28 protein-coding genes are annotated in these 26,466 nt (G+C 39.1%); 8 read left to right on the top strand and 20 right to left on the bottom strand.

Features of this window, described 5'->3' with window-relative positions; translation table 11 throughout:
• The first annotated feature begins 297 nt into the window (after positions 1-297).
• Positions 298-777: an RNA-binding protein gene (locus I6F42_RS19475; RefSeq protein ID WP_007582860.1), complete on the top strand. Its 480-nt coding sequence runs from the start codon at positions 298-300 to the stop codon at positions 775-777.
• On the opposite strand, the gene murI is transcribed toward I6F42_RS19475, so the two are convergent.
• Both murI and I6F42_RS19465 read right to left on the bottom strand, forming a co-directional pair.
• Positions 740-1,540, bottom strand: a complete 801-nt coding sequence (gene murI, locus I6F42_RS19470; protein ID WP_121954890.1) for a glutamate racemase — start codon at positions 1,538-1,540, stop codon at positions 740-742. The two genes, I6F42_RS19475 and murI, sit on opposite strands and share 38 nt — an antisense overlap.
• Before the next feature lie 65 nt (positions 1,541-1,605).
• Complete coding sequence (locus tag I6F42_RS19465) at positions 1,606-2,745, bottom strand: DUF5610 domain-containing protein (protein ID WP_197153138.1); 1,140 nt, start codon at positions 2,743-2,745, stop codon at positions 1,606-1,608.
• A 162-nt stretch (positions 2,746-2,907) separates the two neighbouring features.
• Here I6F42_RS19465 and trmA point away from each other — a divergent pair, with 162 nt between their 5' ends.
• Positions 2,908-4,005 (top strand): tRNA (uridine(54)-C5)-methyltransferase TrmA, encoded by a 1,098-nt coding sequence (gene trmA / locus I6F42_RS19460; protein WP_121954891.1) that lies wholly within the window; start codon positions 2,908-2,910, stop codon positions 4,003-4,005.
• 10 nt (positions 4,006-4,015) lie between these two features.
• Here the strand turns inward: trmA and I6F42_RS19455 are convergent, their stop codons facing one another.
• The 5 genes from I6F42_RS19455 to ccoG form a co-directional block, all read right to left on the bottom strand.
• A complete protein-coding gene (locus I6F42_RS19455) occupies positions 4,016-4,468 on the bottom strand; it encodes a DUF523 domain-containing protein (RefSeq protein WP_197153137.1) in 453 nt (150 codons plus the stop codon).
• Between the two features lie 59 nt (positions 4,469-4,527).
• Positions 4,528-5,166 (bottom strand): thiol:disulfide interchange protein DsbA/DsbL, encoded by a 639-nt coding sequence (locus I6F42_RS19450; RefSeq protein ID WP_010555409.1) that lies wholly within the window; start codon positions 5,164-5,166, stop codon positions 4,528-4,530.
• Between the two features lie 16 nt (positions 5,167-5,182).
• Entirely contained in the window at positions 5,183-5,806 is a 624-nt protein-coding gene (locus tag I6F42_RS19445) for a thiol:disulfide interchange protein DsbA/DsbL (RefSeq protein WP_007586563.1), read from the bottom strand.
• 34 nt (positions 5,807-5,840) lie between these two features.
• A complete protein-coding gene (locus I6F42_RS19440; protein ID WP_010555410.1) occupies positions 5,841-6,815 on the bottom strand; it encodes a serine/threonine protein kinase in 975 nt (324 codons plus the stop codon).
• An 86-nt stretch (positions 6,816-6,901) separates the two neighbouring features.
• Positions 6,902-8,332 (bottom strand): cytochrome c oxidase accessory protein CcoG, encoded by a 1,431-nt coding sequence (gene ccoG, locus I6F42_RS19435; protein ID WP_197153136.1) that lies wholly within the window; start codon positions 8,330-8,332, stop codon positions 6,902-6,904.
• A gap of 288 nt (positions 8,333-8,620) precedes the next feature.
• Between ccoG and I6F42_RS19430 the strand changes: the two genes are divergently transcribed.
• Both I6F42_RS19430 and I6F42_RS19425 read left to right on the top strand, forming a co-directional pair.
• The gene (locus I6F42_RS19430) at positions 8,621-8,980 is read left to right on the top strand and encodes a hypothetical protein (protein WP_007586569.1); all 360 of its coding nucleotides are present in this window, start codon (positions 8,621-8,623) and stop codon (positions 8,978-8,980) included.
• Complete coding sequence (locus tag I6F42_RS19425; protein WP_007586570.1) at positions 8,980-9,186, top strand: hypothetical protein; 207 nt, start codon at positions 8,980-8,982, stop codon at positions 9,184-9,186. Before I6F42_RS19430 ends, I6F42_RS19425 begins: the two co-directional genes overlap by 1 nt.
• A 27-nt stretch (positions 9,187-9,213) precedes the next feature.
• Here the strand turns inward: I6F42_RS19425 and I6F42_RS19420 are convergent, their stop codons facing one another.
• The 13 genes from I6F42_RS19420 to gspC form a co-directional block, all read right to left on the bottom strand.
• Positions 9,214-9,801 (bottom strand): UPF0149 family protein, encoded by a 588-nt coding sequence (locus tag I6F42_RS19420; protein WP_197153135.1) that lies wholly within the window; start codon positions 9,799-9,801, stop codon positions 9,214-9,216.
• Positions 9,802-9,823: 22 nt separating this feature from the next.
• On the bottom strand, positions 9,824-10,582 hold the full coding sequence (locus tag I6F42_RS19415) for a type II secretion system protein N (protein ID WP_007586576.1): 759 nt from the start codon (positions 10,580-10,582) through the stop codon (positions 9,824-9,826).
• Between the two features lie 3 nt (positions 10,583-10,585).
• Positions 10,586-11,059: a type II secretion system protein GspM gene (gene gspM / locus I6F42_RS19410; RefSeq protein ID WP_010555411.1), complete on the bottom strand. Its 474-nt coding sequence runs from the start codon at positions 11,057-11,059 to the stop codon at positions 10,586-10,588.
• Positions 11,056-12,264, bottom strand: coding sequence for a type II secretion system protein GspL (gene gspL, locus I6F42_RS19405; RefSeq protein WP_007586580.1), 1,209 nt, complete (start codon positions 12,262-12,264; stop codon positions 11,056-11,058). The genes gspM and gspL overlap by 4 nt, the downstream gene beginning before the upstream one ends.
• Entirely contained in the window at positions 12,261-13,250 is a 990-nt protein-coding gene (gspK, locus tag I6F42_RS19400; protein ID WP_007586581.1) for a type II secretion system minor pseudopilin GspK, read from the bottom strand. The genes gspL and gspK overlap by 4 nt, the downstream gene beginning before the upstream one ends.
• The gene (gspJ, locus tag I6F42_RS19395) at positions 13,243-13,881 is read right to left on the bottom strand and encodes a type II secretion system minor pseudopilin GspJ (RefSeq protein ID WP_010555413.1); all 639 of its coding nucleotides are present in this window, start codon (positions 13,879-13,881) and stop codon (positions 13,243-13,245) included. The genes gspK and gspJ overlap by 8 nt, the downstream gene beginning before the upstream one ends.
• Positions 13,882-14,256: a type II secretion system minor pseudopilin GspI gene (gspI, locus tag I6F42_RS19390; RefSeq protein WP_002962039.1), complete on the bottom strand. Its 375-nt coding sequence runs from the start codon at positions 14,254-14,256 to the stop codon at positions 13,882-13,884. It abuts the gene before it with no gap.
• A complete protein-coding gene (locus I6F42_RS19385; RefSeq protein ID WP_010555414.1) occupies positions 14,256-14,843 on the bottom strand; it encodes a Tfp pilus assembly protein FimT/FimU in 588 nt (195 codons plus the stop codon). Before I6F42_RS19385 ends, gspI begins: the two co-directional genes overlap by 1 nt.
• A gap of 49 nt (positions 14,844-14,892) precedes the next feature.
• Complete coding sequence (gspG, locus tag I6F42_RS19380) at positions 14,893-15,315, bottom strand: type II secretion system major pseudopilin GspG (protein WP_007586585.1); 423 nt, start codon at positions 15,313-15,315, stop codon at positions 14,893-14,895.
• An 81-nt stretch (positions 15,316-15,396) separates the two neighbouring features.
• Positions 15,397-16,632, bottom strand: a complete 1,236-nt coding sequence (gene gspF / locus I6F42_RS19375) for a type II secretion system inner membrane protein GspF (protein WP_002962033.1) — start codon at positions 16,630-16,632, stop codon at positions 15,397-15,399.
• Positions 16,633-16,634: 2 nt separating this feature from the next.
• Positions 16,635-18,200, bottom strand: coding sequence for a type II secretion system ATPase GspE (gene gspE / locus I6F42_RS19370; RefSeq protein ID WP_010555415.1), 1,566 nt, complete (start codon positions 18,198-18,200; stop codon positions 16,635-16,637).
• Positions 18,193-20,256: a type II secretion system secretin GspD gene (gene gspD / locus I6F42_RS19365; protein WP_197153134.1), complete on the bottom strand. Its 2,064-nt coding sequence runs from the start codon at positions 20,254-20,256 to the stop codon at positions 18,193-18,195. Before gspD ends, gspE begins: the two co-directional genes overlap by 8 nt.
• A gap of 23 nt (positions 20,257-20,279) precedes the next feature.
• Positions 20,280-21,221, bottom strand: coding sequence for a type II secretion system protein GspC (gspC, locus tag I6F42_RS19360; protein WP_010555417.1), 942 nt, complete (start codon positions 21,219-21,221; stop codon positions 20,280-20,282).
• A 210-nt stretch (positions 21,222-21,431) separates the two neighbouring features.
• Between gspC and hslR the strand changes: the two genes are divergently transcribed.
• From hslR to I6F42_RS19340, 4 genes are all read left to right on the top strand, one after another.
• Positions 21,432-21,854, top strand: coding sequence for a ribosome-associated heat shock protein Hsp15 (gene hslR, locus I6F42_RS19355; protein ID WP_007586590.1), 423 nt, complete (start codon positions 21,432-21,434; stop codon positions 21,852-21,854).
• 12 nt (positions 21,855-21,866) lie between these two features.
• Positions 21,867-22,712, top strand: a complete 846-nt coding sequence (gene hslO, locus I6F42_RS19350) for an Hsp33 family molecular chaperone HslO (RefSeq protein WP_007586592.1) — start codon at positions 21,867-21,869, stop codon at positions 22,710-22,712.
• Positions 22,713-22,979: 267 nt separating this feature from the next.
• On the top strand, positions 22,980-24,518 hold the full coding sequence (locus I6F42_RS19345; RefSeq protein ID WP_007586595.1) for a phosphoenolpyruvate carboxykinase: 1,539 nt from the start codon (positions 22,980-22,982) through the stop codon (positions 24,516-24,518).
• A gap of 183 nt (positions 24,519-24,701) precedes the next feature.
• On the top strand, positions 24,702-25,811 hold the full coding sequence (locus I6F42_RS19340) for a PepSY domain-containing protein (protein WP_197153133.1): 1,110 nt from the start codon (positions 24,702-24,704) through the stop codon (positions 25,809-25,811).
• Positions 25,812-26,466 lie beyond the last annotated feature (655 nt).

The following is a 26,466-nucleotide window of genomic DNA, read 5'->3' as shown; positions in this document are numbered from 1 at the left end:
ATTTAACTCTCTGAGTTGTTCGTGCCTCGCTATGCGTTGGCGTTTCCCGTCTCAGTGGGGTCGCATTATAGGGAGATCCGAAAACAGATCAACCCTTTTTTTAGATCTTTTTACTGTTCGAACAAAAATAGAACAAAACCATGTAAAACCATATGAAAACCTTCCTAAGATGATGCTTTTTTGTGCTCTTATTTATTATTTAATACAAATATCATTGCTATGTTTGATTTAGACGTTAAGATAGCAAGTTCACAATGTTAAATTAATGTTTATTTCCTGTTTATTGGTAGATCTAAAATGAAATTACCCGATCAAAAATCTTTTATCTTCTCTGTTATTCTTGCTGTAGTTGGTTTTGTTGTTGTTGAGTTCGCTTTAGGCGGCTTAGCTTTAAACCCTGCATTACTATTTGGTGCTGGTTTATTAATAGGTGCGATTGCTATTGCTGCAATGTCATCTGATGTGACTGAAGAAGCTGAAGTTAAAACAAAAACGCTTTATGTTGGTAACCTTCCTTATCGTGCGAACGAAGGTGTGGTTCGTGCATTATTTGAAGAACAAGGCAAAGTATTCAATGTTCGTTTATTAAAGGATAAGAATACTGGCAAGCGTCGTGGCTTTGGTTTTGTTGAAATGGCGCAAGCTGATGCAGACAATGCAATTGCTAACTTGAACGATAGCGAGTTCCAACAACGTACTTTAAAGGTACGTGAAGCAAAACAAAAACAAGAAGATGATTCTAATGCTCTACGTACTGAGACGGATCAGTCAGTGTAACTAGCTTTACCGCTAGCTTATTGCTAAACACATCAGCCGTTGCATAATATTGCAGCGGCTTTTTTATGTCTGTTAGTTTATTCACACACAAGTTAAGTTGGTTAAGTAAGTAGTTGACTCTGTTTGCTATCGCTACACCTGAATCAAGTAATTTTACATTCCCTTCAAAATACTGACTAATAGGCTCTGCTAATATTGGAAAGTGCGTACATCCTAATACAAGTACATCTATAGTTTTATCTATATGTAGGTCATCAAGCACTTGATGCAACTTGTTTGTATCCAAAGACTCTGTAAAAAAGTATTGCTCAGCTAAAGTTACTAACTCCACACTGCTATATAGATTAACGGTTACATTACGTGCATGCTCAGTAATTAATGTTTTAGTGTATGAACTGGCGACCGTTGCCGGTGTGGCTAATAAGCCAATATGATTTGAACGTGTTAACTCTGCCGCAGGCTTTATTGCTGGCACAACACCTACTATAGGAATATCTGTCATTTGGCGAACAGCGCTAAGTGCAGATGTAGAAGCGGTATTACACGCTATTACAATTAAATCAACGTTAAGCGTATTAGCTTTGATGAAATGAATAAGTGAGCATAATCGGTTAATGATGGTTTTTTGAGATTGAGCACCATAAGGTAGTAATGCATTATCCATAAAATAACTGTACTGAGCATTGGGGATACTTTGCTTTATATGCTCAAGTACAGTAGTTCCACCAATACCTGAATCAAAGACCATTATATGCGCTGACAAACTACCGTTCCCACTTTACTTTAAGAACGGCAGTTTGCCATGAGGTATTTATAAAAGAAAGTAGTTTAACTTTGCGTGGTTTCTAAATCAGTAAGCCTGTCGGCTGCCGAATTTAACTGATTAAGGTTTTCGAACATAGACTTTGTGTAATCTACTAACTTATCTATTTGCTCCTGATCTTGATTTAACCATTGGAGAATGCCAGCTAGCTGATTTTGTAATCCAAGCTCACCCGCTTTTTCAAAAGCATTTTTAAGGTCGTCATTAAAAGGAGCTAAACCCTCCGCTACTTGTTTTTCTGGTGCTGGTCTATATTCTTCATAGCTTTTAACTGTTGCTATTGTTTTTGTTTGGCGTAAATCCATAGAAAAAGCCACCAGCTGATCGCTGTCTAAACTCAGCTCTTGCGCTTGTTCAAATGCTTCATCTAAAGCACCACCAAAAAAGGTTTTACTTAAATCTTGTAAGTCTTCCATCATTACATTAATAGCTTCTTGCTCTTGCTCATTTAAGTCACCATTAACCGACATCGAAAATGATACCTGTCGAGATTGCGATGATGAGCTTGCAAACGACTCGCCATTATTGTTTTGCTGATAGCCACTTGCCGACTGAGATTCAAATGCATCTGCAAAGCTAATACTTACCTCGTCACCTTCTGCGGTGGTAAATTTATACTCTGCATTACTCGTCATACTGACATATTGAGCCTGGCTTATATTTACGCTGGCAGGTTGTGGGTTAAATAACGACTCTTCAAACTTATCGAGCCCATTGTAAATTCCCTCTTTGGACTTATTAATCCCCTCTTCCATGTCATCATTAAATACGCCTGTACCTTTGAGTTCATCAACAGCGTCGTCAATCCCTATTTGGACTCCTTTGCGCGCGTCGCCTAACATATCTTTGAGCTTTTCGTCATCAGCGCCGTTAGCTTTTGCTTTATTAACAGCACTACTTACAAAATCGAGTACGTTTTTTACTATTTCATCAAAATCAAATAGTGGTTTATCTGCTTTTTTTTCTGCGATAGGCAATCCAAGCTGCTCAGCCATTTTATCGCCAAGCACCTTTGCGGCCAACTCTCGGCCTCGTTGTTGATAGCTATCTTGAGGAGACGTAATTGTAGGTTGCTGTATATCAGCTTTATTATTGAATTTATTGATGTTGTTGTTTGGCGTAAAGCCATAATTACCTATTTTCATGATTCGTCTCCTAAGCGTGCGTAGTTTATTATCGGCTATAACAATAAAAACTAAAGTACAATGTTCAATAAAACAGCATAAATGCTAGCCAAAACTAGACAAATACGCAGCGCTCCCTACAATAGCGCCGATAAACAGATCTTAGATAAGGTAGTAGCGTTAATGGCAGTTATTAAAATAGATACCACACAGTACCAAACGCAGTTAAGTGAAAAAGAGCAGCGTATTAGTGCACAATTCCAACGTTTTGGTGTGGAGCAACTAGAAGTATTTAGCTCAGAGCCAACTAACTACCGCCAACGTGCTGAATTTAGAGTATGGCACGACGGTGACGATCTGTTTCACATTATGTTTGATCAACAAACAAAAGAAAAAATCCGTGTTGATACATTTGATCCAGCAGCGCCTCTAGTTGGTGAAATAATGCAGGTGATGATTGAGCATCTTAAGCCTTGTGAAATATTACGTCGTAAGTTATTTCAAATCGATTACCTATCCACGCTAAGCGGTGAAATTTTAGTAAGCTTGCTTTATCACAAACCACTTGATGATGAATGGTTAAGTGAAATTAAAGCGCTTAAAGAAAAACTAAGCAGTAAATACAAAATTGACTTTATCGGTCGTGCTCGCAAACAAAAAGAAGTGCTGGGTGATGACTTTGTAACTGAGCGTTTAACAGTTAATGGTCAAGAGCTTATTTATCAACAAGTAGAAAATAGCTTTACTCAGCCTAATGCAAAAGTAAATATTAATATGCTGGAGTGGGCGCAAGATTTATGTAAACCACTTAAAAATGATTTATTAGAACTGTATTGCGGTAACGGTAACTTTTCAATTGCGTTAGCGGGCTGTTTTAATAAAGTATTAGCAACAGAAATATCAAAATCATCTGTTCATTCTGCTCAATACAATATTGCTAAAAACAACGTAGAGAACCTAGATATTATTCGTATGTCTAGTGAAGAGTTTACTCAAGCAATGAATGGCGAGCGTACTTTCTCTCGTTTAGATGGTATTGACCTTAAAAGCTATGACTGCCAAACCATATTAGTTGATCCACCACGCGCGGGCATGGATGAATTAACGTGTGACTTAGTGGCTAATTACGAAAACATAATTTATATATCGTGTAATCCTGAAACCCTTGAGCGTGACCTTGATCACTTAACACGTACGCACAACGTTAAGCGCTTTGCTATATTTGATCAGTTCCCATATACACATCACATTGAGTCGGGTGTTTTCTTGCAGCGCAAATAACAAGCTAAAATTAAAGTACCAGTACTTTGATAAGTGCTGGTATTTGCTCTTCACTAAATACTTGAATACCATTCTTTATTAATAATGCTGTAGTTAAACCTAGTCCTTCGATTTTTACTCCACGATGCTTTCCATCATATATTGTATTTCGCCCGCAAGAAGGGCTCGATTCTTTAAGTAGAGCAAAACGAACTTGATTCTTTTTACAGAGTTCTAGCGCGTTATTAGCTCCAATTTGAAACTGCTCTGTTACATCTTCTCCTAAATTAGTAACTACACTCCCCTGTATTATTTCAGCAGGGGATCTAGGTGTAGGAAGTCCACCAGCAACCTCAGGACAAAACACGATTAACCTATTTTGTTTTTGCCACAAATTAATCTGTGGATGTAAAATTGCGTGTCCTCTACCATCGTAGCGAACAGGCTGTCCTAGCAAACAACTCGATACTAATATTTTTTCCATCGCTATATCCTTATAAAGCAAAAAAGCTCCTTAAGGAGCTTTTTTAGTTTTAGCTAAACTTACTTGTTAGCTAAGTAATTAATCAGTTTGCTAATATCTTCTGGTTCAGTAATACCCGACTCACGACCTAGGTTTAATTTATACTTACCATTTACAATAAATGTAGGGACGCCACGTAGTGCGCCTTTTTCTTTAAAGTAGTCTTGATCACGTTTCATTTTAGAGCTTAGCGTACGTACCGAAAAGCTTTTAAACAGCTTATCAAACTTATCGCCATCAACGCCCTGCGCTACAAATATATCTTTTACATCTGCAAGCTCATTAAAACTAGCGCGCTTTGTATGAATATGATTAAAGATTGCAGAGACAATTTTATCTTTTTGCGGAAGCACTTCTGCAGTAGCGAGTGCTTGGCTCATCATCTGTTGGTTTTCTGGGTCGCGTACACCTACAAAATCAACATGGCTCTTTTTAAATTTAACGTTTTTATCAAGCTTAGGCTTAAACTCACCAATTAGTGCTTCCATGTTATTACATGCAGGGCAGTAAAATGAGAAAAACTCTTTAATTTCTGGCTTTTTTGTTGCGCGCTCAGAAACAACGTCGTAATGCACGCCTTCTTCATACGTTGCTGCAAAGCTTGTTGCCGCCATAGGAAGTAGTACTGCAAGCAAACCTGCTTTAACTAATTTAATCATTATTATGCTCCGAAATTTATAGTGCTAATAAAAACGCTACTAACTCATCAAGTTCTTTTTGATTTTTGATGGTGTTGAGGTTTATTTTATATTTATCGTTAACAATAAAAGTAGGTACACCTGTAAGTGCGCCTAATTTTGAATATTTATTTTGTTTGTTTTGCATTGCTTGCTCAGCCGAAATAACTGGCATGCTTGCAATTTCTTGATCAAACGTTGCGCTATCAATACCGTTTACTTCAAGTAATTTTTTAACGTCTTTCATTTCAGTTAAAGGAGCACGCTGAACATGAATACTTTTAAAAATTTGATCGCTAATACTCTGCGCCTGACCATGCTGCTTAGCAATTAAGTAGGCAAAGCTTAAATTACTTTGTGCTTGTGGCGACACGCCACCTAAAAAATTAACATGGTTTTTAATAAACTCAGCGCCTTCAGGCAAGCCTTGTTCAATTGCTTTTGCTACTGGTTCAAACTTAAAACAATGTGGACAGTAAAATGAGAAAAACTCGGTTACTTGTGGTGATGTACTTTTGTCTACATCAATAACAGTGTATTGATTATCAACTTCAAACTGTGCAGCAAGTGCTGCAAATGGTAAACATAAAAGTAATAAACTCAGTTTTAATTTTTTAAGCATTTGTATCTCGTTGTACTTGTCTTTAAATAAAATATTACGGCAATAACTTTAACGGTGCTTCTTGCAGTGCTGCAAGTTGCTCCTTCAGTGCTAAAATTTGTTGCTCCCAGTATTTGTCATCAGCAAACCATGTAAAGTTCCGCACAAAGGCAGGATCGCTCCATCGTTTAGCTACCCATCCCATATAATGGATAATACGCATCGCTCGCAGCGGTTCAATTAATTTGAGTTGAGAGTGATCAAAATCACAAAACTCTTCATACGCACTCACAAGGGTGTCTAACTGTAACAGTTGCGTCGCTCTATCGCCACTGAGCATCATCCATAAATCTTGGATTGCAGGACCTTGGCGGCTGTCATCTAAATCAACAAACATTAGCGCATCACCTGCCCACAAAATATTACCAACGTGGCAGTCACCATGTAAGCGAATACTTTGCACATCTTTATACTGTTTTTGCGCCTGCTCTATCACTAAATCTAAAATAGTATAAAAGGCAGTATTTATTCCCATAGGCACTAAGTTACTTTTTTGAAGATGAACTTTGGCTGTATGTAAATACTCCTCGCAGGTAACTGTTGGCCTATAAGTAAAAGGCTTTGTTTTAGCTACTTGGTGCATACGGCCAATTAAACGCCCCATTACATCAAGCTGATCTAAGTTATCAACCTCAAATAAACGCCCGCCTACACTTGGAAACAACACAAACAAATAACCTTCGTGTTCAAACAAGCTTTGCCCATTATATAAAATAGGGGCAACAACAGGCACTTCCGCTTCTGCCAGTTCAAATGCAAAGTCATGCTCTTCTTGAATTTGCTCTTTACTCCAGCGCTCTGGGCGATAAAACTTCACTACGTAACGCAGGCCATCATCGGCTTTAAATTGGTACACCCTGTTTTCATAGCTATTGAGTGCCAACAAACCAGATTCGGCGTACACACCTACGCTTTCTATTGCATCGAGTATTAGGTCAGGTGTTAAGTCAATAAAACTAAATTTACTCATACTCTTCTTATATAAAATAAAAAGCGGGTAATATACCCGCTTTTGTTAATTGCTATATCAACTTACCTATTTAAGGTAGGTTGTGATTATCGCGCTTTAAAAAAGTTACTCGACTGCGATATTGTCTCATCCGGCTCATCTACCAGTGAAAGCACAAAGTTAAACTCTGTCATCGACACCTTCAAATCATAAGGGTCCATTACAAGCGACAATGGCACATTATGAGATTGCCCTGCCTGCACAGTAAATGACTGCTTACCAATATACTTAAAGTTATCTAACCCTTGTACTTTAATATTAAAGGTTTGCTCGTACTGCGCTTTATTAATTACCTTTAATGTATAGGTGTTCTCTACTAAACCATCAAAATCGACACGATATAATTGGTTTCGATCACGAATGATATCAAAGTCCATTGTTTTACGCAGCGCTATATTAGCTACAAGTGCTCCCGTAAGCACAACAAGTATGACCGTGTAACCAATGATTTTAGCTCGTAGTGGATTCGTTTTATTTTCTGGGGTTTCGAGGTTTCGCTCTGTCGTATATGAAATAAGTCCACGCGGGTATTCCATTTTATCCATTACGCCATCACACGCATCAATACATGCACCACAGTTAATACACTCAGCTTGCAGCCCATTTCTAATATCAATACCTGTTGGGCACACTTGAACACACAGGTTGCAGTCGATACAGTCGCCTAGCTCTAAATCTTCATGATCTACTTTACGTGAACGAGGACCACGGCTTTCACCACGGCTTTCGTCGTACGTTACAGTGTATGTATCTTTATCAAACATAGCTGATTGAAAACGTGAGTAAGGGCAAATATGTAAACACATTATTTCTCGCATCCAACCGGCATTACCATAGGTACACGCAGCAAAGAAAATAATACTGACTAGTGCATAACCACCCACGTTAAACGTTACAAAATCAGGAAGTAACTCTCTGATTGGCGTAAAGTAACCCACAAAAGAAATGGCGGTATATAACGAAAACAATACCCAACTAGTATGCTTTGCCGTTTTACGCCAAAACTTATCAAAATTCATGGGTCGTTGATCGAGTTTTTTACGCTGATTAGCTGTGCCTTCAAGCTTTTCTTCAAACCAAATAAAAATAAAGGTCCAAACAGTTTGCGGACATGTGTAGCCACACCACACCCGTCCATAGAAGGTGGTCACTAAAAACAGCGCAAATGCTGCCAGCATAAAAATAAACGCTAATATGGTAAAATCTTGAGGCCATAGCGTTAAACCAAAAATATTGTATTTTTGACCAATTAGATCAAACAGTACTGCTTGCTGGCCGTTAAAATTAATCCAAGGAAGTAACATAAACGCAAGTAGGCCTAAAAAGCCAATGCGCTGCCTAAGTAATTGATGTAGGCCTTTTACGGCACGCACATAAATACGATTTCGGGGATTGAACCTATCATCTTGACGGCTTAAATCCGGTTTTTGGATTTTCACCTCTACAGGGATATTCTTTACTTTAATTTGCTTGTCCATCGAAGTTCCTCAACGCCGCTTGGAAATAAAAATCCAGCAATACTCAAGTACTCTATACTTAAAGCTAGCAAGTTACTTGCTAGGCAGATTTACTTTAATAAATTGCCTTCTCGAATACTTTCAGATATTTCAGAAATATCTGACTGCTGTTAACCATTATAACAATGTTGGTTAAAATTACTGGCATAGATCGCTAATAATTTATTCATCCCAGTTACTTGCTTTTAAAATGCAGTTTATTACACTGCATGGTAATTCAACCCTACTTAGATCAAGGTTTACGTATCCATGAAAAAATTTATTATTTTGGTAGTTGTGATCCTTGCCTTTTTTACAATCGATCATCCGCTTATAAAAGAACCTCGCGAAAGGTTATTAGGTGAAGGCATTGGTTTTTTAAGTGATGCAAGTAAGGTTAACAGAAGCCCTGCTGCAAATATGGCTAAAAATAGAATCAGCACTCAACTTAAATTGTCTGAATCTGAGGGTGAGTACGTAGAAAAAACGTTTACAACAGATGACTCTGTTCAGTTATTTCACCTACGCTATTGTCGTGAACGTGACTTAAACCTTTATTTTTATGGCGATCGTTTAAATACAGTATGTAAAATAGTGACTGAAGCATTAGAGCAAAAGCGAGCAAAGTAGTGGATTTTTCAGGATTAAATAAAAAAGCAAGCGACTCATTTCATAAACAACGCAATATGCTCAAGCAATTAGCGCAAGGCAAAACGTTAAAGTGTGAGAAGTGTAATGGGGTTTTAACACTTAATTTAGCCACCAGTGAACCTGGTAAAGGCGTAGTAAAGTGCAAACAAGGCTGCACGGATATTATATTAGAGCTAGGCACTTAGATTAAACTAAGCGCCTGGTATTAATAATTACTCTTCCCAACTCTCGTCGGTTATCAAACCGCTATTAATTGCGACCACTTCAATTAGTTCAGCAAACCCTAATGCAAAGTCACCCATTGATTCATATTGGTACTGACACAAGGCTTCTATAGTCATGTTATTTTGTTTGGCAATCTGAGCTATTGCTAGCTGGTCGAGTGCAAAAAAGCTTAATGTACTTAACGCACTTTCTAATGCTTGTTTAAAGTCAGTGTCTAATTGCGGTGCATTTAACAAAGGCTCTGCGTAAGCTTTGGTTGCAACTAAGAAACCTTTACTCCATGACTTACAAAATTCAGCATCAAATGTGTTAGGTAATTTGTATCCAGTTTCAAATACTTGCTCACTAATTTTATGATATAGCGCCATAAACAAGAAAAGTACTTCTTCATCTAAATCATTAGCTGTATTTGGTAATATCTGCTCAAGCCACTCATGCACATCTAATGGATTGGGCGAACAAATAACGCCAAATAAATAGCCTTGGCTTTGTACAAGGGTCATTGCTTGAGATTGGGTATTTAAAAATGTGCTGAGCTGCTTTGCGTGCAGCTCAGTAAATTGGGGTATTTGCATTAAAACTCTTTATATTCAAACATTAAAAGTTGAGCGGGTAACGACCTTGGCTATCTGGTCGGCCTAAAAATTTAACCGCATCATGTACATCTTTAGGTAAGCTAGCATCTGGTTTTACATAACCTGCCACACTAAAGTCGAAATTAGCTTTAAGTGTAGCATCTGCCTCAAGGCCAAGCGTATTATCTGGGTCAATTAATATAGCAATATCGCCCGACTTACAGCTTAACTTACCAGCCAGAGGGCCAATATTAAACCACCCATTTAAGCCTTGCACGTCAATATTAGGGCTCGCTATTTCACCTTTTAGTGAATCACAATAAGGTGCACCTGAGCTGTATTCATCAAGTTCTAAAATTACACGCCCTTTAGCGGTTACAGGTAGGGGAAGCTGCACGCGCTGCATTGCACGCTCTACTGTTGAGCGCACTAGGCCGTCAGTCACTTTAACTTCTTGATTAAAAAGCCCATAACTTACATCAGCATAACCCGAGATATCACTACGCTCTCGTGCATTACCAAACTTCACATTCGCATTTAGCTTGCCTGTAAATAACTTCCAGCCAGCAATGTCCCAGCGCACATTATTTAACTGTTCACCATCAAAACGAACTTGCATCATTTGACCTTGCCAAACAGTGCCTACAGTTTGGCCTACTTCTAATTGCTTTGGAAAGTACGGTTTTGCTATATCTAGTGCAATATGTGCTGGTAATTTAATAATACAAAACACAATAAAACTAATTAAAAAGACAGCCGATAACGTTATTATTTTTTTCATTAATTAATTCTCTAATACTAAACGGCTGACACGCACATAGCCTGATTTATCATCGCGGCTCAAATCTAAGTTTTCAATTTTTAAGCCATGCTGATTCACTAGCTCATCTAACCACTCTATTAACTGATTAAATTCTACAGAGTCGAGCGTCAAACGTAGCGAATCACTACTTGGCTGCATTTTACTAATACTTATTTGATGGCGCCCACGTGTAGAATTAACAATTTGGCTTAAGTTTGCATTGCTAGCAACACTGGTGTTACCCGCAGCCTTTAGTTTAACAATACTGTCATCAACCCAAGCTAATAGCTCTTGTTGTTTAATTTGAGATTGCTGTGCCTTTTCTATCGCATTATTTAATGGTCGAAATATTCCCATTACTAAAACAAAAATAATAAACACGCCACCAGCGACCATTACCAATTGTTGTTCTTGCTCTTTAAGCGAGCGCCATTGTTGCATTAACTGCTTTTTCATACTGCACCTCGCAGTTTAATTTCACCAACGACATAATCACCGTCATTATTTAAAGACCCTTGCTCAACAGTTAAACCTTGTTTTTCAAGTATGATTTTTACTTTACCAAAGGTTTGGAAGTCTTTAGCACGTGCACGAATGCGCAGCTCATTGCGACGTTTGTCATAACGAAGTGTTTCAGGTGTAAATTCGCTGACTTGCGAAAATACATCAACCAAATTAGTCGTTAAGTCTAAAAAGCCCGACTCACTTGAGCCTTGCACTTTATCTAACGCGCCTTTAATTTGGCTTTTAATTAGATTGGGGCGAACTTTAGTTCCTGGAAATGCTTTTTGGTATCTGTCGACTACTTGAGCTTTAGCTAATTCTACTTGTGTATTAAGTTGGTGTAACTCAATAGCTTTTATTGTAATCGTAGAAACCAATGCAACACTTGCTATAATTGCGGCGCCTTTCCAGTAACCCCACCATAAGGCGCTTTGCTTTTTAAGCTGATACATACCTTGGCGTAAGTTAAAATTAACGCTATCTAACTGCTTTGCAAATAATGCTAGAGGTAAGTCGTACTCACTTGTTTGCGCTTGTAAGTTAACGCTTTCTGGAAACTGACTAGCTGGGCTAAAATGCTTAATATCAGGATTACCCATGGCTGTTAAGTAGCCATTTAACCAACTAGATTCAACCGCACCTATGTGCCATTGCCCTTGCTTAAATAACCATTGGTTATTGAGCTCGATAGCGGTGACTGCGCCATCATCTGCAAGCGGTAACAACAAAGCATCGGGTAATATTCTGTATACTGATAGATTATGCTCTACAAATAATGCGAGCCATTGTTCAAACCATTCACGGTCTGTCATTGCTACACGAATTGCATGTTGCTCACCAAGCATTGTCGGCTGCGCTACTGCTATAAACAGTTCATCTACGTCACATGCTATATCTTCTTCAAGCATGTATGGCAATGCTTGCTCAAGCTTGCGATTCCATTTTGTTGGCAAAGCGACCGTTTTTAATTGCACTTGATCACTGGGTAACAACACGACCACTTCTCGGGTAAGTGCTTTTTCGCTTAGCTCACTTAAATGCTCTGCATTTGGTAACTCGCCACTGGCTATTATTTCTTGTTCTTGTGGTGAGTAAATTAACCAATTAAGCAATTCTTGCTCGGTTTGACCCGTGCGGATCAACAGTATTTCTGTCACTGTACGCCTCCAAATTTTCGCGCCAGTATCGTTACGTCACCGTCTTTAGCGTGCAGTAATGTGGTCATCGAAAAACGCAGGTCGACAAAATTTGCCTGCGTTTGTAATTTAAAATATTCGCTTTTAATACTAAATAAACTTTTGACTGAGTCGGTATTAGTACCGCCTTGTTGCTTCACCTGTTCAAAAAATTCATCAATGGTGTCAAAGCCAGTTTGCGGTCTTGCACCTATCACAGCCTCTGCACCAGATAAGCTCAAGCTTTCTATTAAGGCACTGAGTATGAGTGCTTGCTCTGGGATTAATGTATTTACGTTAATAGATAAAAGCGTACTGCCTGGTATTACACATACATATGGCAGTACTTTTTCCATCACTAATGGGTTAAAGCCCTTAACCAAGCGTAATTCCGATGTTGATGCAAATAAACTATTGGCTGTCATATACGGAAAATCTCGTGATAAATACTCGTCTTCTTCTGCGCCTGAGCGATATGTAATACTGTCCTCGTCAAGCCAATCAAATACGCTATCTGCCATTGTCTCTTCTGATTCATCAGCAGGTAAATCTTCAATGTTTTCAAGTAATGCAAAGAGTGCTTTATGTGCAGGGTTTGTTTTACTTGCGCTATTTTCTTCTGGCGCTATGGCTAAAGCATTTAAATTTAGACATGCTTGTAAATCAGTAATTTTGCCACTTAACGTGCCGTTATCAACAGGGTATGAAGCATCACCTTGAGTTGCCCAAACTTGATCAAGTGTTGTTTTATCAGCATCATCTTTTTTACTTTGTATTAGTCCTTTAATAGCAAGCTCTTCTGCACCGTAGGCGTACCATTTAGCTTGCTGATGACCTTGCAAATTAGTGCTTTTTTGCACTTGAACCATTAAATTAGCACTCATTTCTACTGCTAAAATAGCCGCTAATGCCACAATAAACAAAACAATAACAAGTGCTGCGCCGCGCGATGATTGCTGCTTAACCATTATTCACATCCGTACTTTGTGTAGCAACAACTTTGCCTTGCCCAGGAACTAAAAATACACGACGAATTGGCTCTGCTTCTATTTGTTGCAAAGTAACAGCAACCGCTTTAGGGAGAGCTTTAATTTCCCACTGTTCCTGCCATTCGTTTTTATCATCCAAAAACTCAAACTTAAGCTCTTCAACATTTTCTAGTACACGTTGAACTCGCGGTTCCATATTATCAAGCTGATCAACATAAACCCGATAAACACGCTCAAGGTTATCGTCTATCACTCTATAACCAACGGCTTGTAGTTCTGAACGTGGCAATAAATTAATTGGATTTATCCAGCCATCTCGTACAAACGCAATACCATCGTATTGGCTTTCTAAAACGTAACGACCAGCAAGTAAATATTGTTCTTGAACATCACCAGATTCGTTTCGTACTGCACGTTTGGTCATTTGGCTAAAATCTTGATCCATTAACCTAAATGTTGTTTGCAACCCATTTAACTCAGCAATTTTTTCATCGGAGGCATCTTTTGCTCTTGTTGTCGTCTCTAATATTTGATGAGTAGCAATAATAACAAAAGCTAAAATACCCAGTGCTACCATAACTTCAAGTAATGTAAACCCGCGCTGCTTCACTTACTTTTTGCCTTTATTGAGATACGTTGATAACTCATATGCCGAATGCTCATATTTTTCATCCGTAAAAACATTTATGGTTAACTTAACAAAGCTTTTGTCAGCAGTGGCTGTTACTTCTTGCTGCCAAAACCATTCAACACCGCCCATTACTTCGCTGCCTTTAAGGTTATTTTTACCTTGCCATTGTTCGCCTTTAGTACGCTGTTCAATAATAACGTTTTCGGCGACCCAAGATGCATAGGTTTGCTCTTCAATAGTCGTTAAGTGGTGTATGTGCTCGCTTGTTGCTTGCATTGCAGCTATACCCGCCATGGCACAAATACTTAATGCCACTAATACCTCTAATAAGGTAAACCCTTTAGTGCGCTTCATTATTCTGGCTCTCGGCGAAAGTTTACTGGTGCAGCAAATTCACCTTCAATGTAATACACAGGCTCGCTTTGCTCTTTTAACTCTAATATAAGTTGAAACGCGCTTACCTCACCTGATGACAAAATAAGTACTTGTGGGATTTTCAACTTTTTAAGCTCAAGTAAGCTGTCTTCATCGCCGCCACTCATAAGCTCGCGCCAGTTAGATTGCTCTAAGAGGTTATCTTGCGCCCACGCTAAATCTTCTAAGTTAAGCGTGAGCTTTAATCTTTCATCTAACTCTATTGGTTTAAAAAGGTCTTCACGGTCAAAGGTAATCCACTTTTCACCATCGAAAACTAAATACTCTAACGTATTTTCTTCTACTAATAAGCCCAATTCAACTTGGTTTAAAATGGCAAATTCCGATGCCATGTTAATGGTGGTATGCAGCCTTAATGCTTGAGTATCTAACTCTTCCTCAGCACCGCCTTCTAAGCTATATACCACCATTTTTGTAGCAAAAGCGATGATCACTAATACCACTAAAATTTCTATTAAACTAAAGCCTCTACTTTTTGCATGGCGCTGCTTAAGGCTTGCTTTCATAGCAAGCCTCTAGCATTAACATGTTCATACAAAACAGTGTACTTAAGCATTATTGCTTTTCTTCGTCCCAGTTACCGATATCATCATCAGTACCTACTTCACCATCTGGACCCATAGAAAAAATATCAAACTTGCCAATTTCACCTGGGCTAATTAGCTGATATAGATTACCCCATGGATCTTCTGGTAATTCATTAATAAAACCACCGTCAGGGAAACGTTTTGGAACCGGTTCAATGCTTGTTTGAGTAACTAGCGCTTCAAGACCTTGCTCTGTGCTTGGGTAGCTCTTATTTTTAAGCTTGTATAAGCTCATTGCATCTTCTAATTGTTGAATATCTAGATGCGCTTTATCGATAGCAGCCTCTTCTTGCTGACCCATAATGTTAGGTGCAACAATTGACATAATCATCCCGATGATAACCAGTACCACCATCACTTCTAGTAAAGAAAAACCTGATTGTTTATTCACGTAATTACCTCATTATTCTAAAAACATTAAGTAAAAATGGTTTAGGTAAAACCATTAATATATTTAAAAATTTATTCTAACTTAAAGCCCAACAGCTTTATTCATCGCCATTATTGGCTGCAATATTGCCATTACTATAAATAATACAATAACCGCCATTGAGGCGATCATCGCAGGCTCTAGTAGTTTAAGCGATACATTAACCATGCTCTCAAATTCGCGATCTTGGTTATTTGCAGCACGCTCTAACATTTGCTCTAGTTCACCTGATTTTTCACCACTTGCTATCATATGCAGCATCATTGGTGGAAACAACTTAGTTTGCTGAAGTGCAGCTCTTAAGCTTGCACCCTCGCTCACTCTATCGGATGCATCTGCAACCGCTTTTTTAATTTTTTCGTTAATTAATACACCGCCCGAGATACGCATCCCCTCGAGCAATGGTACCGAGCTTGACGATAAAATACTTAAAGTACGCGCAAAACGTGCGGTGTTAATACCACGAGCCACTTTACCTATACCTGGCATATGTAGCACTCGGTCATCCCACCAAAAACGTATTTTAGGCTGCTTAAGTGCATGCTTAATACCAATGGCTATAGCTGTAATCGCTATTAAACTAATAAACCAATAATTTTGCACAAAATGGCTGCCTGCCATAACCCATTCGGTTGTCCAAGGAAGTACTTGTTTCGTTTTTTCAAACGTTTTTAATATTTTTGGTACTACGGTGCCCAGTAATACCGACACAATACCAATTGCAAATACCACTAATATAATGGGGTAAACCATAGCCTGAGTTATTTGGCTACGCATATGTTGGCGCTGCTCGGTATAGTCGGCTAAACGATTAAGTACTTGGTCAAGGTGACCCGACTTTTCGCCTGCGGCTACCATTGCACGATATAAGTCGTCAAAAACATGAGGAAACTCACTAAGACCATCGGCAAGTGTGTAACCTTCAACCACTTTTGAGCGTACCGACATAAGCATACGCTTTAAACGCGGCTTTTCGCATTGCTCAGCAACCGCCATAACAGCGCCTTCAACAGGAAGTGCCGATTGAATAAGTGTTGCTAATTGCCTTGTAATTAATGCTAAGTCTGAGGTTGAAATTGTCGGCTTAAAAAAGCCACCGAGTAAAGGGGCTTTTTCGCCTTTGACTTGTTTATCACTTTGCGCCGCAGGGACAACTTCAAGCGGCGTAAGTTTTTGATCACGTAAAGTTTGGCGAATTTGTTTAGCTGTATCGGCTTCTAAAATGCCTTTTTTTTCTTTACCTCGGCCATCTAAGGCACGGTATTCAAACGCCGCCATAGTTAACCTTCCTCACGGGTAACACGCAATACTTCTTCAAGTGTTGTTTTACCTACAAGTACACGGCTACAACCATCTTGGCGAATACTTGGGCTGCGCTTACGAATGTATTTTTCTACGCTTTGCTCGCCTTTACCGTTGTGAATCATTTCGCGTATTGTTTCATCAACTACAAGTAACTCGTGAATACCCGTACGACCACGATAGCCATTAAAGTTACACTCCTCACACCCTACTGCTCGATAGATTGTCGGTTGGCTTTCAAAAGGAACCCCTAACAGCTGGCATTCATGCTCATCAGCCGTGTGACCTTCTTTGCAGGTATTACACAATGTACGTACTAGCCGTTGCGACAACACACCGAGTAACGACGATGAAAGTAAGAATGGTTCAACTCCCATATCTTCCATACGTGTAATTGCACCCGATGCGGTATTAGTATGCAGAGTAGACATAACAAGGTGGCCGGTAAGTGACGCTTGAACACCAATTTGCGCAGTTTCAAGGTCGCGTATTTCACCCACCATTACCACATCAGGATCTTGGCGTAATATTGCACGTAAACCACGTGCAAATGTCATATCAACTTTTGCATTAACTTGTGTTTGCCCAATACCTGGAATTTCGTACTCTATCGGATCTTCAACGGTAAGAATATTACGATCGCGTGAGTTAATTTGGCTCATACCAGCGTATAGGGTGGTACTTTTACCAGAGCCCGTTGGCCCTGTTACTAAAATAATGCCGTGGGGTTTACTAATTAAATCTGAAAACAATGCACGATTATCTGCAGTCATACCTAAATCTTCAAGGTTTAAGCGCGCGTTGTTTTTATCAAGTAAACGCAGTACTACACGCTCACCAAAGCTCGATGGCATTGTAGACACACGCACATCAACTGCACGCCCGGCAATACGTAAGCTAATACGGCCATCTTGTGGAATGCGTTTTTCGGCTATATCAAGCTTAGCCATTACTTTAATACGAGACACAAGTAACGATGCAAGTTTACGATTAGGCTTAAGTACTTCTTTAAGCACGCCATCGACCCTAAAGCGAATAACAAGCTCTTGCTCGAAGGTTTCGATATGAATATCAGAAGCCCCTTCTTTAATCGCTTCACTTAGCATGGCGTTAATAAGCTTGATTATTGGCGCATCATCGTCACCAGCGAGTAAATCTTCAGTTTGCGGAAGTTCATCAGCAAGTGAGAATAAATCAACCTCGTTGCCAATATCTTCCATCATTTGTTGTGTTTCAGAGCTATCACGTTGGTATGACGCTTCAAGCAATAGCTCAAATTTATCATCAGCCAATTGCTCAAGTGTAAAACCATGGCCTGCGATACGGCGTACTTCTAATAGTACTTCCACGTCTAGCTCACCACGGTAGTAAACTATACGGTGATCTTTGTTTTTACCAAGCAACACACCTGCACGTCTTGCATAGGAAAACGGCAAACGCTTTGCTGGTAACTCAACTAACACATCACTCGTTAATAGCTCATCCTGATTATGCGTTTTAGGATGAACCACATCTTGGTTTATCTCTTGAATCGCATTAGTCATCTTTACGCTCTTGTGCATTTTGTTTACGCAGAGACTCTTCATACGTAGGGGGAAGTACTAATTCGTCATTCCACTCAGGTAAAATAGGCGTATCAGTCATTGGCATTAACTCAATACCGTCTTCTTTTTGTTTAAACTGCTCACCACGAATAAAGTTATATTTATTAAAGCTTAACTTATTCATGCTTACACCATCACGAATAATGGTTGGGCGAATAAACACAATAAGATTACGCTTACGGCGCGTTGTATTTGTTGATCTAAACAAGTGGCCTAAAATAGGGATATCGCCTAATAACGGCACCTTAGAAACACTTTCTTGTACGTCTTCGTCAATTAAACCGCCAAGTACAACCATGCCGCCATCATCGGCCATAACTGTTGTTTTAATTGAACGCTTATTTACTGAAATATCAACCGCAGTTGCACCACTTACGCTCGATACTTCTTGCTCAATAGTAAGCTGTACTGCTGAACCATCATTAATCTGTGGCGTAACTACCAGTTTAATACCTACTTCTTGACGCTCAACTGTTTGAAATGGGTTAGCATTATTACTGCCTGTTTGTGAGCCTGTAATAATAGGCACTTCTTGACCGACTAAAATAGAGGCTTCTTCGTTATCCATTGTAGTAATAGAAGGGGTAGCCAAAATATTTGAATTTGTATCAGTGGCAACAGCCTGAATAATTGCGCCCCAATCATTTTTAACAACGCCCAGCGCTAAACCATTAATACCGCTTAGTAAGGAAGCTAATGGACCATAGTCACCTTCTGTTGTTTCCGTAAATGGCGTCACTGTACCTGACTCAGTTCCTATTATATTTTTAGTTACGGTTGTATCTTGTGCTTGCTCAGCAGCAACAGCTAATGAACCAACGGGGACCGTAGTCCCATTGTTAAACTGCAACATACCGCCTTGTTCAGAAATCCACTGCAGGCCTAAGTTAACCCCGTCGCCTTCCATTACTTCAATAATAATCGCTTCAACCAGTACTTGGGCACGGCGAATATCAAGGCGTTCAATTACCGATTCAAGTGATCGCATTGTGTCTGGCTGTGCGGTAATAATTAATGAGTTTGAGTCAGGGTGAGACTCTATACTGCTTTCATTATTGCTTCTGCTACGGGTCTTAGTAGTACCGCCTTGCGCATCATCAACAAGTGACTTACTAACACCTTGCAATACTTTGACCAAATCTTCAGCTTTAGCATAATTTAGGTAAAACACCTTAGTATTACCTTGGCTTTCTAGCTCACCATCTAAGCGCTTAATTAGTTCAATAGCACGTGTACGGGCTTGGCCTTCACCGCTTACAATAACGCTATTAGTTCGGCCATCAGCCACAACTTTTGGAATTAAAAATTCAGGCACACTGCCTTTACCGCTGTCTTTATAAATATTGTCTACCACAGAGACAACATCATCTGCCGTCGCATATTTTAGCTTAACGATGTCTACACGCTTGTCACCCGCTTGATCAACAGAGCGAATAATCTCAACTAAGCGATTAACCGATGCAGCATGACCTGTTAGCATCATTACGTTAGCCGCATTAAAGTTAGCAACGTGGCCACCATCTTTTTGATCGCTAAATTGACGAACTAGAGGACCAAGCTCCTGCACACTTACATTTTTAACACGTACAACACGCGTAATCATCATGTCGCCGCTAGCTTCACTACCTTCGTCAATAAGTGGCACATTTGATTTTTTAGCGTCTGAACTTTTTTCTACCTTAATTATGCCATTGTCCATTTCAACAGCTGAGTAGCCATAAACTTCCAATACATTTAAGAAGAACTGATAATAAAGTGCTTCGTCCATTAACTCATAGCTGCGAACATTTACTTTGCCGCGCACGTTAGGGTCAATAATCACTGTTTTATTAAGGTTTTTACCAACAATATTAATAAACTCGTTGATATCAGTTCCTTTAAAGTTAGCAGCATATTCAACAGCAGAAACAGACAAAGAAATACTTGCCGCCAAAAAAAGTGCTGCGTACTTAGCTAACCCTTTTTTAATTTTTTTGAGGTGTAGCACCTGAACCATCGTATTAAAACTCCAAAGCTAAATTATTGCAGACTAAATTGCACATCAATTTGTTCACCATCACGTTCTATAGTGATATTGGCATCTGTACTATTACGCAGCTCATTAATAGCTGACATAGCCTGTTTTAAATCTGTTAATTGATAGCCATTTATAGAAATGGCTAAATCGTTATTTTTTAAACCCATTTGCTTAAATAGCTCAGGCTCTTTACCTGGACTTAAGCGATATCCAATTAGCTCACCATCATTCATGGCTTGTGAAACACGTATATAGTCAAATAGCTTGCCCGGCTCTTCGAGTAACTCTTCACGTGTTTCTATAATTGCTTCTTTAACGTCCGGATCTGCAGTGGCATCTATTTGTAGATCACTTGGTTCTAATTTTTGCGGACCCATTTCAGAATCATCACGCGCAGCGAGTACTGGCATAGATACTTTTTTACTAAAATCGAGTCCATCAAGCATTAATGTTTCAAAGCGTCCATTAACACTCAAAATAATACGATCCGGCAATATTTGTGCAACTTCAGCACGCGTACCCGATACTACTTCATCAACAAGATAGCTTACTTGCTTACCTTGTGATTCAATAATTGCGATACCTGCTTTGTCATCGTTATTAACCGCTACGATACCGGTTAAATTGATACTTAAGCGCGTTTCTGGCGCATTATTTATTACCTGCGATTGCTTTGCAGTATTATTGTTGTTTGTTACAGTTTTTTTACCAAATAAAAATTGCTCAATAATATGCTGCGCTGAGTTGTTACTCGCACCAGATGACTGGTTAGCATAATGAGTAGGGGTAAGTAGAGTTACTGGTGGTTTTGGCCACAAAAGCCAAACAAGTTTTGATAATAAAAATGCAAGATAAACAACAACTAACAGTGTCACTAATGCACTTAACTTAGCATGCGGTAAACGAGTTAAAAATTGTTTTAGTTGTTGGATTTGCTGTTCCATAAATAGTGTTCTTATTTTAATTTACTGCGTTAGCGCGTACCCATAGTACCCTTTCATTTTTCTTTCAACAAGCACACTAATATTAAACTTTGTAAACAGATTAAATTAACTTTACATAACAGTACAAAAAGTAAACTGCCGTTGTAATACCTTCATCCTACGATGATTTCATGATAAATTTTAAGCTATAAAAACGTGGGGAAATGCCTTATGAGTAAAAAAAGTAATGCTAATACCAGCTCAGACCCTGTAGATGGGTTAAAAGTTCGATTAGATAAATGGTTATGGGCTGCGCGATTTTATAAAACTCGCGCAGTTGCACGCGAAATGGTGCAAGGCGGCAAAGTACATTATAATGGGCAACGTACAAAAGCGAGTAAAATAGTAGACGTTGGCGCAAAAGTAAAACTGGCTCAGGGCGTAGATGAAAAGCTGATAACTATACTCTCAGTGCTTGAAAAACGTCAAAGCGCCCCCATTGCACAGACCATGTATCAAGAATCTGATGCAAGTATTGCTAAACGCGAAGAAAACAGCATCGCACGCAAAAATAACAGCTTTTTTGCTCCTCATCCGGATAAAAAACCGGATAAAAAGCAAAGACGCGAACTTTTAAAAATGAAATCAAGTTAGGTATAGCCGCTCATGCAACAAGATTTACTTCACCGTTATTTATTCAACGAACTAGATGTTCGTGGCGAACTCGTACAAATCGAGAATGCTTATAATGAAATGATTGCCGACCATAATTACCCAGACCCTGTTAAAGCATTACTAGGTGAGTTACTTGTTGCAACCTGTTTATTAACCGCCACTTTAAAGTTTGAAGGTGAAATTGCAGTACAGCTTCAAGGTGATGGCCCAGTTAAATATGCAGTTATAAATGGTGATGATAAACAAAACATGCGTGGTATTGCACGCCTGCAAAGCGAAATTACGGGCACAACTGTAAAAGAGCTTATTGGTCAAGGCTATATGGTGATCACTATTACACCAAGTAAGGGTGAACGTTACCAAGGTATAGTTCCGCTAGAGCATGATACTCTGAGTGAATGTATCGAAAGTTACTTTGAGCAGTCAGAGCAATTAAAAACACGCCTTTGGTTTGCAACCGACACAACAGAAGGTAGCGCAAAAGCATGTGGTCTATTTTTACAAGTACTCCCAGTTGATAAACAAAAATCAATTGAAGACTTTGCACACCTAGAAGCATTAAGTAACACCATTAAAGATGAAGAACTATTACACCTTGATGCTAATACTGTCCTTACACGCCTTTATCACGAAGATAATCCTCGCGTATTTGAACCTCAAGCGATTAAATTCAAATGTGGTTGTAGCCGTGATAAAACAATTACTGCACTTGTTAATATTGGACAAGAAGAACTACTCAAAGACGTAGCTGAGAAAGGGTCTGTTAATATTAACTGTCATTACTGTTTAAAAGAGTATGTTTTTAACGAACAAGATATAAAAAGCATTTTCAACTAAATGTTCAGCTTCATCTATATATAGTAATTAAAGCCGCAAAATATGCGGTTTTATATTATAAAAAGATGATACCGGTGTCATCTTTTCTGCTAATTTCATGACACCGGTATCATTGAAATTATTCATGTTTTTTCTTAAATATATGTGTTTTTAGAGGCTTTACGGGCTCGAATATCTTAAAACCTTCTGTTACTATAATTTCAGTTTAAGGGCACTGATAACCCCAGAGCTATCCGTTCAAACTCTCACACATAGTTAGGTATAAACATGACTACAGGCGCTACACGTTTTGTCGATTTAACCGCAGCTGAACTTGTCGAGCATGCGATCCGCCGTGGCGAAGGTACTTTAGCCGCAAATGGTGCTTTTGTTGCAATTACAGGAAAACGAACTGGTCGTTCACCAAAAGATCGTTTTATTGTTCAAGAAGCGACAACTCAAAATGATATTCAATGGGGCAACGTTAATCGTCCATTTGATGCAGACAAATTTGACGCATTATGGGCTCGCGTAGAATCACATGTTCAAAGTAATGACCACTTCACCTCTCACCTAGAAGTTGGCGCAGACCCTGAGCATTATCTACCTGTAGTTGTAACTACAGAAACAGCGTGGCACCATATTTTTGCCAAAAACATGTTTATCGAACCGCAGAACTATAACGCTTCAAACTTACCACAATGGCAAGTAATGAACGTTCCTTCGTTTGTATGTGAGCCAGAACGTGATGGCACAAATAGCGATGGCACCGTCATTATTAACTTTGCACAGCGTAAAGTATTACTAGCAGGTATGCGTTACGCCGGTGAAATGAAAAAATCGATGTTTTCTGTACAAAACTTCCTACTACCAGCAAAAGGTGTATTACCAATGCACTGTTCTGCTAATGTTGGTGAAGCAGGCGATACAGCATTATTCTTCGGTTTATCTGGTACGGGTAAAACAACACTTTCAGCAGACCCTACTCGCTTTCTAATTGGTGATGACGAGCACGGCTGGGCACCTGGAAGCGTGTTTAATATTGAAGGCGGTTGTTATGCTAAATGTATCGATCTGTCACAAAAGAATGAACCTGTAATTTGGAATGCTATTCGCTTTGGCACTATTTTAGAAAATGTAGTGTTAGATGAAAAAGGCGTTCCAGATTTTAACGATACTAGCCTTACTCAAAATAGCCGTGCAGCATATCCACTTGAACACGTTGAAAAACGTAAAGTAGAAAACCGCGCAGGCGAACCTAAGGCTGTTGTATTTTTAACTTGTGATGTAAGCGGTGTATTACCACCCGTCTCTATACTTAGCGAAGAAGCTGCTGCTTTTCACTTTTTAAGTGGATACACAGCAAAAGTTGGTTCTACTGAGATTGGTTCAACTAGCGATATTGAATCAACATTTTCGACATGTTTTGGCGCACCATTCTTCCCACGCCCTGCTGGTGTTTACGCTGAGCTTCTTATGAAGCGTGTACGCGAGTTTGGCGCTAAGGTGTACCTTGTGAATACAGGTTGGACTGGCGGCCCTTACGGCACAGGTAAACGTTTTGATATCCCGACTACTCGCGCAGTAATTGATGCAATCGTATCTGGTAAATTAGCGGGTGTTGAAACTCAGCACATTGATGTTTTAAACCTAGATGTACCGGTAGCAGTTCCAGGTGTAGATACTAACTTACTTAATCCTATTAATACGTGGGAAGATAAAGCTAAGTACAATGAATATGCAGCAAAACTTGCCGCAGACTTCACTGAAAACTTTGCTAAGTATGACGTATCAGACGATATAAAAAATGCAGGACCTAAAGCTTAAATAAGCTTCAAGCTTGTATTTTAACGCCAGCCAAGAGCTGGCGTTTTACTTTCTAAATACCTAATTTAATAAGTGCGACAAAATGCCGCACAACTCATATCAAAAAAACATATAATATACCGCGTAATTAATCCTTCCTTAATGCCCAATAAACCTGCATTACTCATTACGGCTATTTAATTAATGACACTAAAGCTTTCATGGCAAAAAATATTCAGGCGGTTACATTTATACTTAGGTCTATCGGTAGGTGTTTTACTTACTATTATTAGCCTTTCTGGCTCCGTATTAGTTTATTACCCACAAATAGACTCACTGTTAAATCCAATTAATGACACTACCACTAATACAAAACCACCTAATTGGGATCAAGCATACAATATGCTAAGAGCAAATTTCCCTACAAAACAAGGGCCATGGCGATTAGAAAACACAGGTGTGAACTCAGTAATTCCCGCGCGATACTACAATCCAATAGAAACAACAGATAAAGGTTTCGCGCCCTTAATGGTATGGCTATCTAGCAGTAGCGATGAAGCAATACGTAAAGACTATTGGGGAGAATACTTAATAACTTGGATGTACAACTTACATTTTTCATTACTAACAGGAACAACAGGCACACTTGTTGTTGGCTATATAGGTTTAGCCTCAATAGTTCTTCTTATTTCTGGATTCTTTGCTTGGCTTCCAAAGTATGGCCAGTGGGTAAAGTCACTAAAATTTAAATCTCGTAGCACTAAAATAGGTTTGCTATACGACTGGCATAAACTAATTGGTTTAACCTTCTGCATACCGCTACTAGCTTTAACTGTTACAGGTGTTATGCTCGCTATTCCAAAACAAACAGATCCTATATTAACCGCTCTAGTTAGCGATATAAACTCCCCACCAAAAACACAAATTCAACCGAGCAAACAAACCAATATTCCTTTATCACAAGCGGTATTAATAGCTGAAAAAGCATTACCGAGTGCGCGTTTAGCTTGGATTGAAACACCCTCAAACTTAAATGCTATTTACAGATTTAGATTTCAAACTGTAGACGATCCTTCGTATCGCTTTCCACATAGCTATATAGAGGTTAATGCACTTACAGGAAAGTTAGAGAGCGTGTTTAATATAGATAAGCAAAGTACGGCTAGTAAAATAAAAAACTGGATACACCCTCTACATGACGGCAGCATTGGCGGTAACATTTTAAAAGTCATTTGGGTGCTGAGTGGCTTTGGATCTGCTGCATTGTTCTTTATTGGCGTATATAGGTGGTTAGTTAGAACCAAGAGAATATAAAAATAAAATAAACTTTACGCCAATCTCCCTAGTTAAATGATCTATTTGAGGACAAAGATTTCTTTATTTCGTTGTTCTCGCCAATTACTCCTAAGTTGCTCAACCTTCTGTATCCATGCAGTCGTATATCAGAAATTTCTAACGCAATTAACGTCAAGTTCAATCCACCAAATTGATTAGGTATTATTGCCGATTAGTATAATTATCAGGTATGTGTATTTATTCTGCACGCGCTAAAACTACAGTTAGTTACAGATGTAATGCGGTAAATCACTTAGGTAAACTTAGCGCACAATAGTGCCCCCCAATTAATTGCTTACTAGTGTCTGTAAATAAGGCTATATACCTAATGGGAATGTCTAATAGGCTACTGAATAGTTAAAGCAAGGCTCTTTACAATGTGAAGCCTGCGTAATGTCACGATACCCACAGCGGTGGAGAGTCACGTAGTAAATGCTACTTTATTGGCCGAATGGGGTATTGAGGGCTTTTGTTGTGATTCTAACGTCGGGAGTCGCTGCGCTCGCCCGACCTACGTGATGGGTGTTGATGTGAGTGTGTATTAATTGCGCGCATTTACTTTTCTGCAGACGTAAAAAAGCCCGAATCGTTAGATTCGGGCTTTCTACAATTTGAAGCCTGGTAATGTCCTACT

Source organism: Pseudoalteromonas sp. SWYJZ12 (assembly GCF_015864395.1).
GTDB lineage: Bacteria > Pseudomonadota > Gammaproteobacteria > Enterobacterales > Alteromonadaceae > Pseudoalteromonas > Pseudoalteromonas arctica.
Note: the sequence above shows the minus strand (reverse complement) of the source record. Positions and strands in the feature narration are given on the sequence as shown.

What these genes read in the sequence shown, in the direction of transcription:
- hslR (WP_007586590.1), top strand. Translation starts at nt 21,432, where the DNA reads ATGAGTAAAAAAAGTAATGCTAATACCAGCTCAGACCCTGTAGATGGG.
- I6F42_RS19455 (WP_197153137.1), bottom strand. Translation starts at nt 4,468, where the DNA reads ATGGAAAAAATATTAGTATCGAGTTGTTTGCTAGGACAGCCTGTTCGC.
- I6F42_RS19345 (WP_007586595.1), top strand. Translation starts at nt 22,980, where the DNA reads ATGACTACAGGCGCTACACGTTTTGTCGATTTAACCGCAGCTGAACTT.
- I6F42_RS19415 (WP_007586576.1), bottom strand. Translation starts at nt 10,582, where the DNA reads ATGAAAAAAATAATAACGTTATCGGCTGTCTTTTTAATTAGTTTTATT.
- hslO (WP_007586592.1), top strand. Translation starts at nt 21,867, where the DNA reads ATGCAACAAGATTTACTTCACCGTTATTTATTCAACGAACTAGATGTT.
- I6F42_RS19385 (WP_010555414.1), bottom strand. Translation starts at nt 14,843, where the DNA reads ATGAAAGCAAGCCTTAAGCAGCGCCATGCAAAAAGTAGAGGCTTTAGT.
- I6F42_RS19340 (WP_197153133.1), top strand. Translation starts at nt 24,702, where the DNA reads ATGACACTAAAGCTTTCATGGCAAAAAATATTCAGGCGGTTACATTTA.
- I6F42_RS19445 (WP_007586563.1), bottom strand. Translation starts at nt 5,806, where the DNA reads ATGCTTAAAAAATTAAAACTGAGTTTATTACTTTTATGTTTACCATTT.
- gspD (WP_197153134.1), bottom strand. Translation starts at nt 20,256, where the DNA reads ATGGTTCAGGTGCTACACCTCAAAAAAATTAAAAAAGGGTTAGCTAAG.
- trmA (WP_121954891.1), top strand. Translation starts at nt 2,908, where the DNA reads ATGGCAGTTATTAAAATAGATACCACACAGTACCAAACGCAGTTAAGT.
- I6F42_RS19465 (WP_197153138.1), bottom strand. Translation starts at nt 2,745, where the DNA reads ATGAAAATAGGTAATTATGGCTTTACGCCAAACAACAACATCAATAAA.
- I6F42_RS19450 (WP_010555409.1), bottom strand. Translation starts at nt 5,166, where the DNA reads ATGATTAAATTAGTTAAAGCAGGTTTGCTTGCAGTACTACTTCCTATG.
- gspK (WP_007586581.1), bottom strand. Translation starts at nt 13,250, where the DNA reads ATGGTTAAGCAGCAATCATCGCGCGGCGCAGCACTTGTTATTGTTTTG.
- gspC (WP_010555417.1), bottom strand. Translation starts at nt 21,221, where the DNA reads ATGGAACAGCAAATCCAACAACTAAAACAATTTTTAACTCGTTTACCG.
- gspM (WP_010555411.1), bottom strand. Translation starts at nt 11,059, where the DNA reads ATGAAAAAGCAGTTAATGCAACAATGGCGCTCGCTTAAAGAGCAAGAA.
- gspE (WP_010555415.1), bottom strand. Translation starts at nt 18,200, where the DNA reads ATGACTAATGCGATTCAAGAGATAAACCAAGATGTGGTTCATCCTAAA.
- ccoG (WP_197153136.1), bottom strand. Translation starts at nt 8,332, where the DNA reads ATGGACAAGCAAATTAAAGTAAAGAATATCCCTGTAGAGGTGAAAATC.
- I6F42_RS19430 (WP_007586569.1), top strand. Translation starts at nt 8,621, where the DNA reads ATGAAAAAATTTATTATTTTGGTAGTTGTGATCCTTGCCTTTTTTACA.
- gspI (WP_002962039.1), bottom strand. Translation starts at nt 14,256, where the DNA reads ATGAAGCGCACTAAAGGGTTTACCTTATTAGAGGTATTAGTGGCATTA.
- I6F42_RS19475 (WP_007582860.1), top strand. Translation starts at nt 298, where the DNA reads ATGAAATTACCCGATCAAAAATCTTTTATCTTCTCTGTTATTCTTGCT.
- I6F42_RS19420 (WP_197153135.1), bottom strand. Translation starts at nt 9,801, where the DNA reads ATGCAAATACCCCAATTTACTGAGCTGCACGCAAAGCAGCTCAGCACA.
- I6F42_RS19440 (WP_010555410.1), bottom strand. Translation starts at nt 6,815, where the DNA reads ATGAGTAAATTTAGTTTTATTGACTTAACACCTGACCTAATACTCGAT.
- gspF (WP_002962033.1), bottom strand. Translation starts at nt 16,632, where the DNA reads ATGGCGGCGTTTGAATACCGTGCCTTAGATGGCCGAGGTAAAGAAAAA.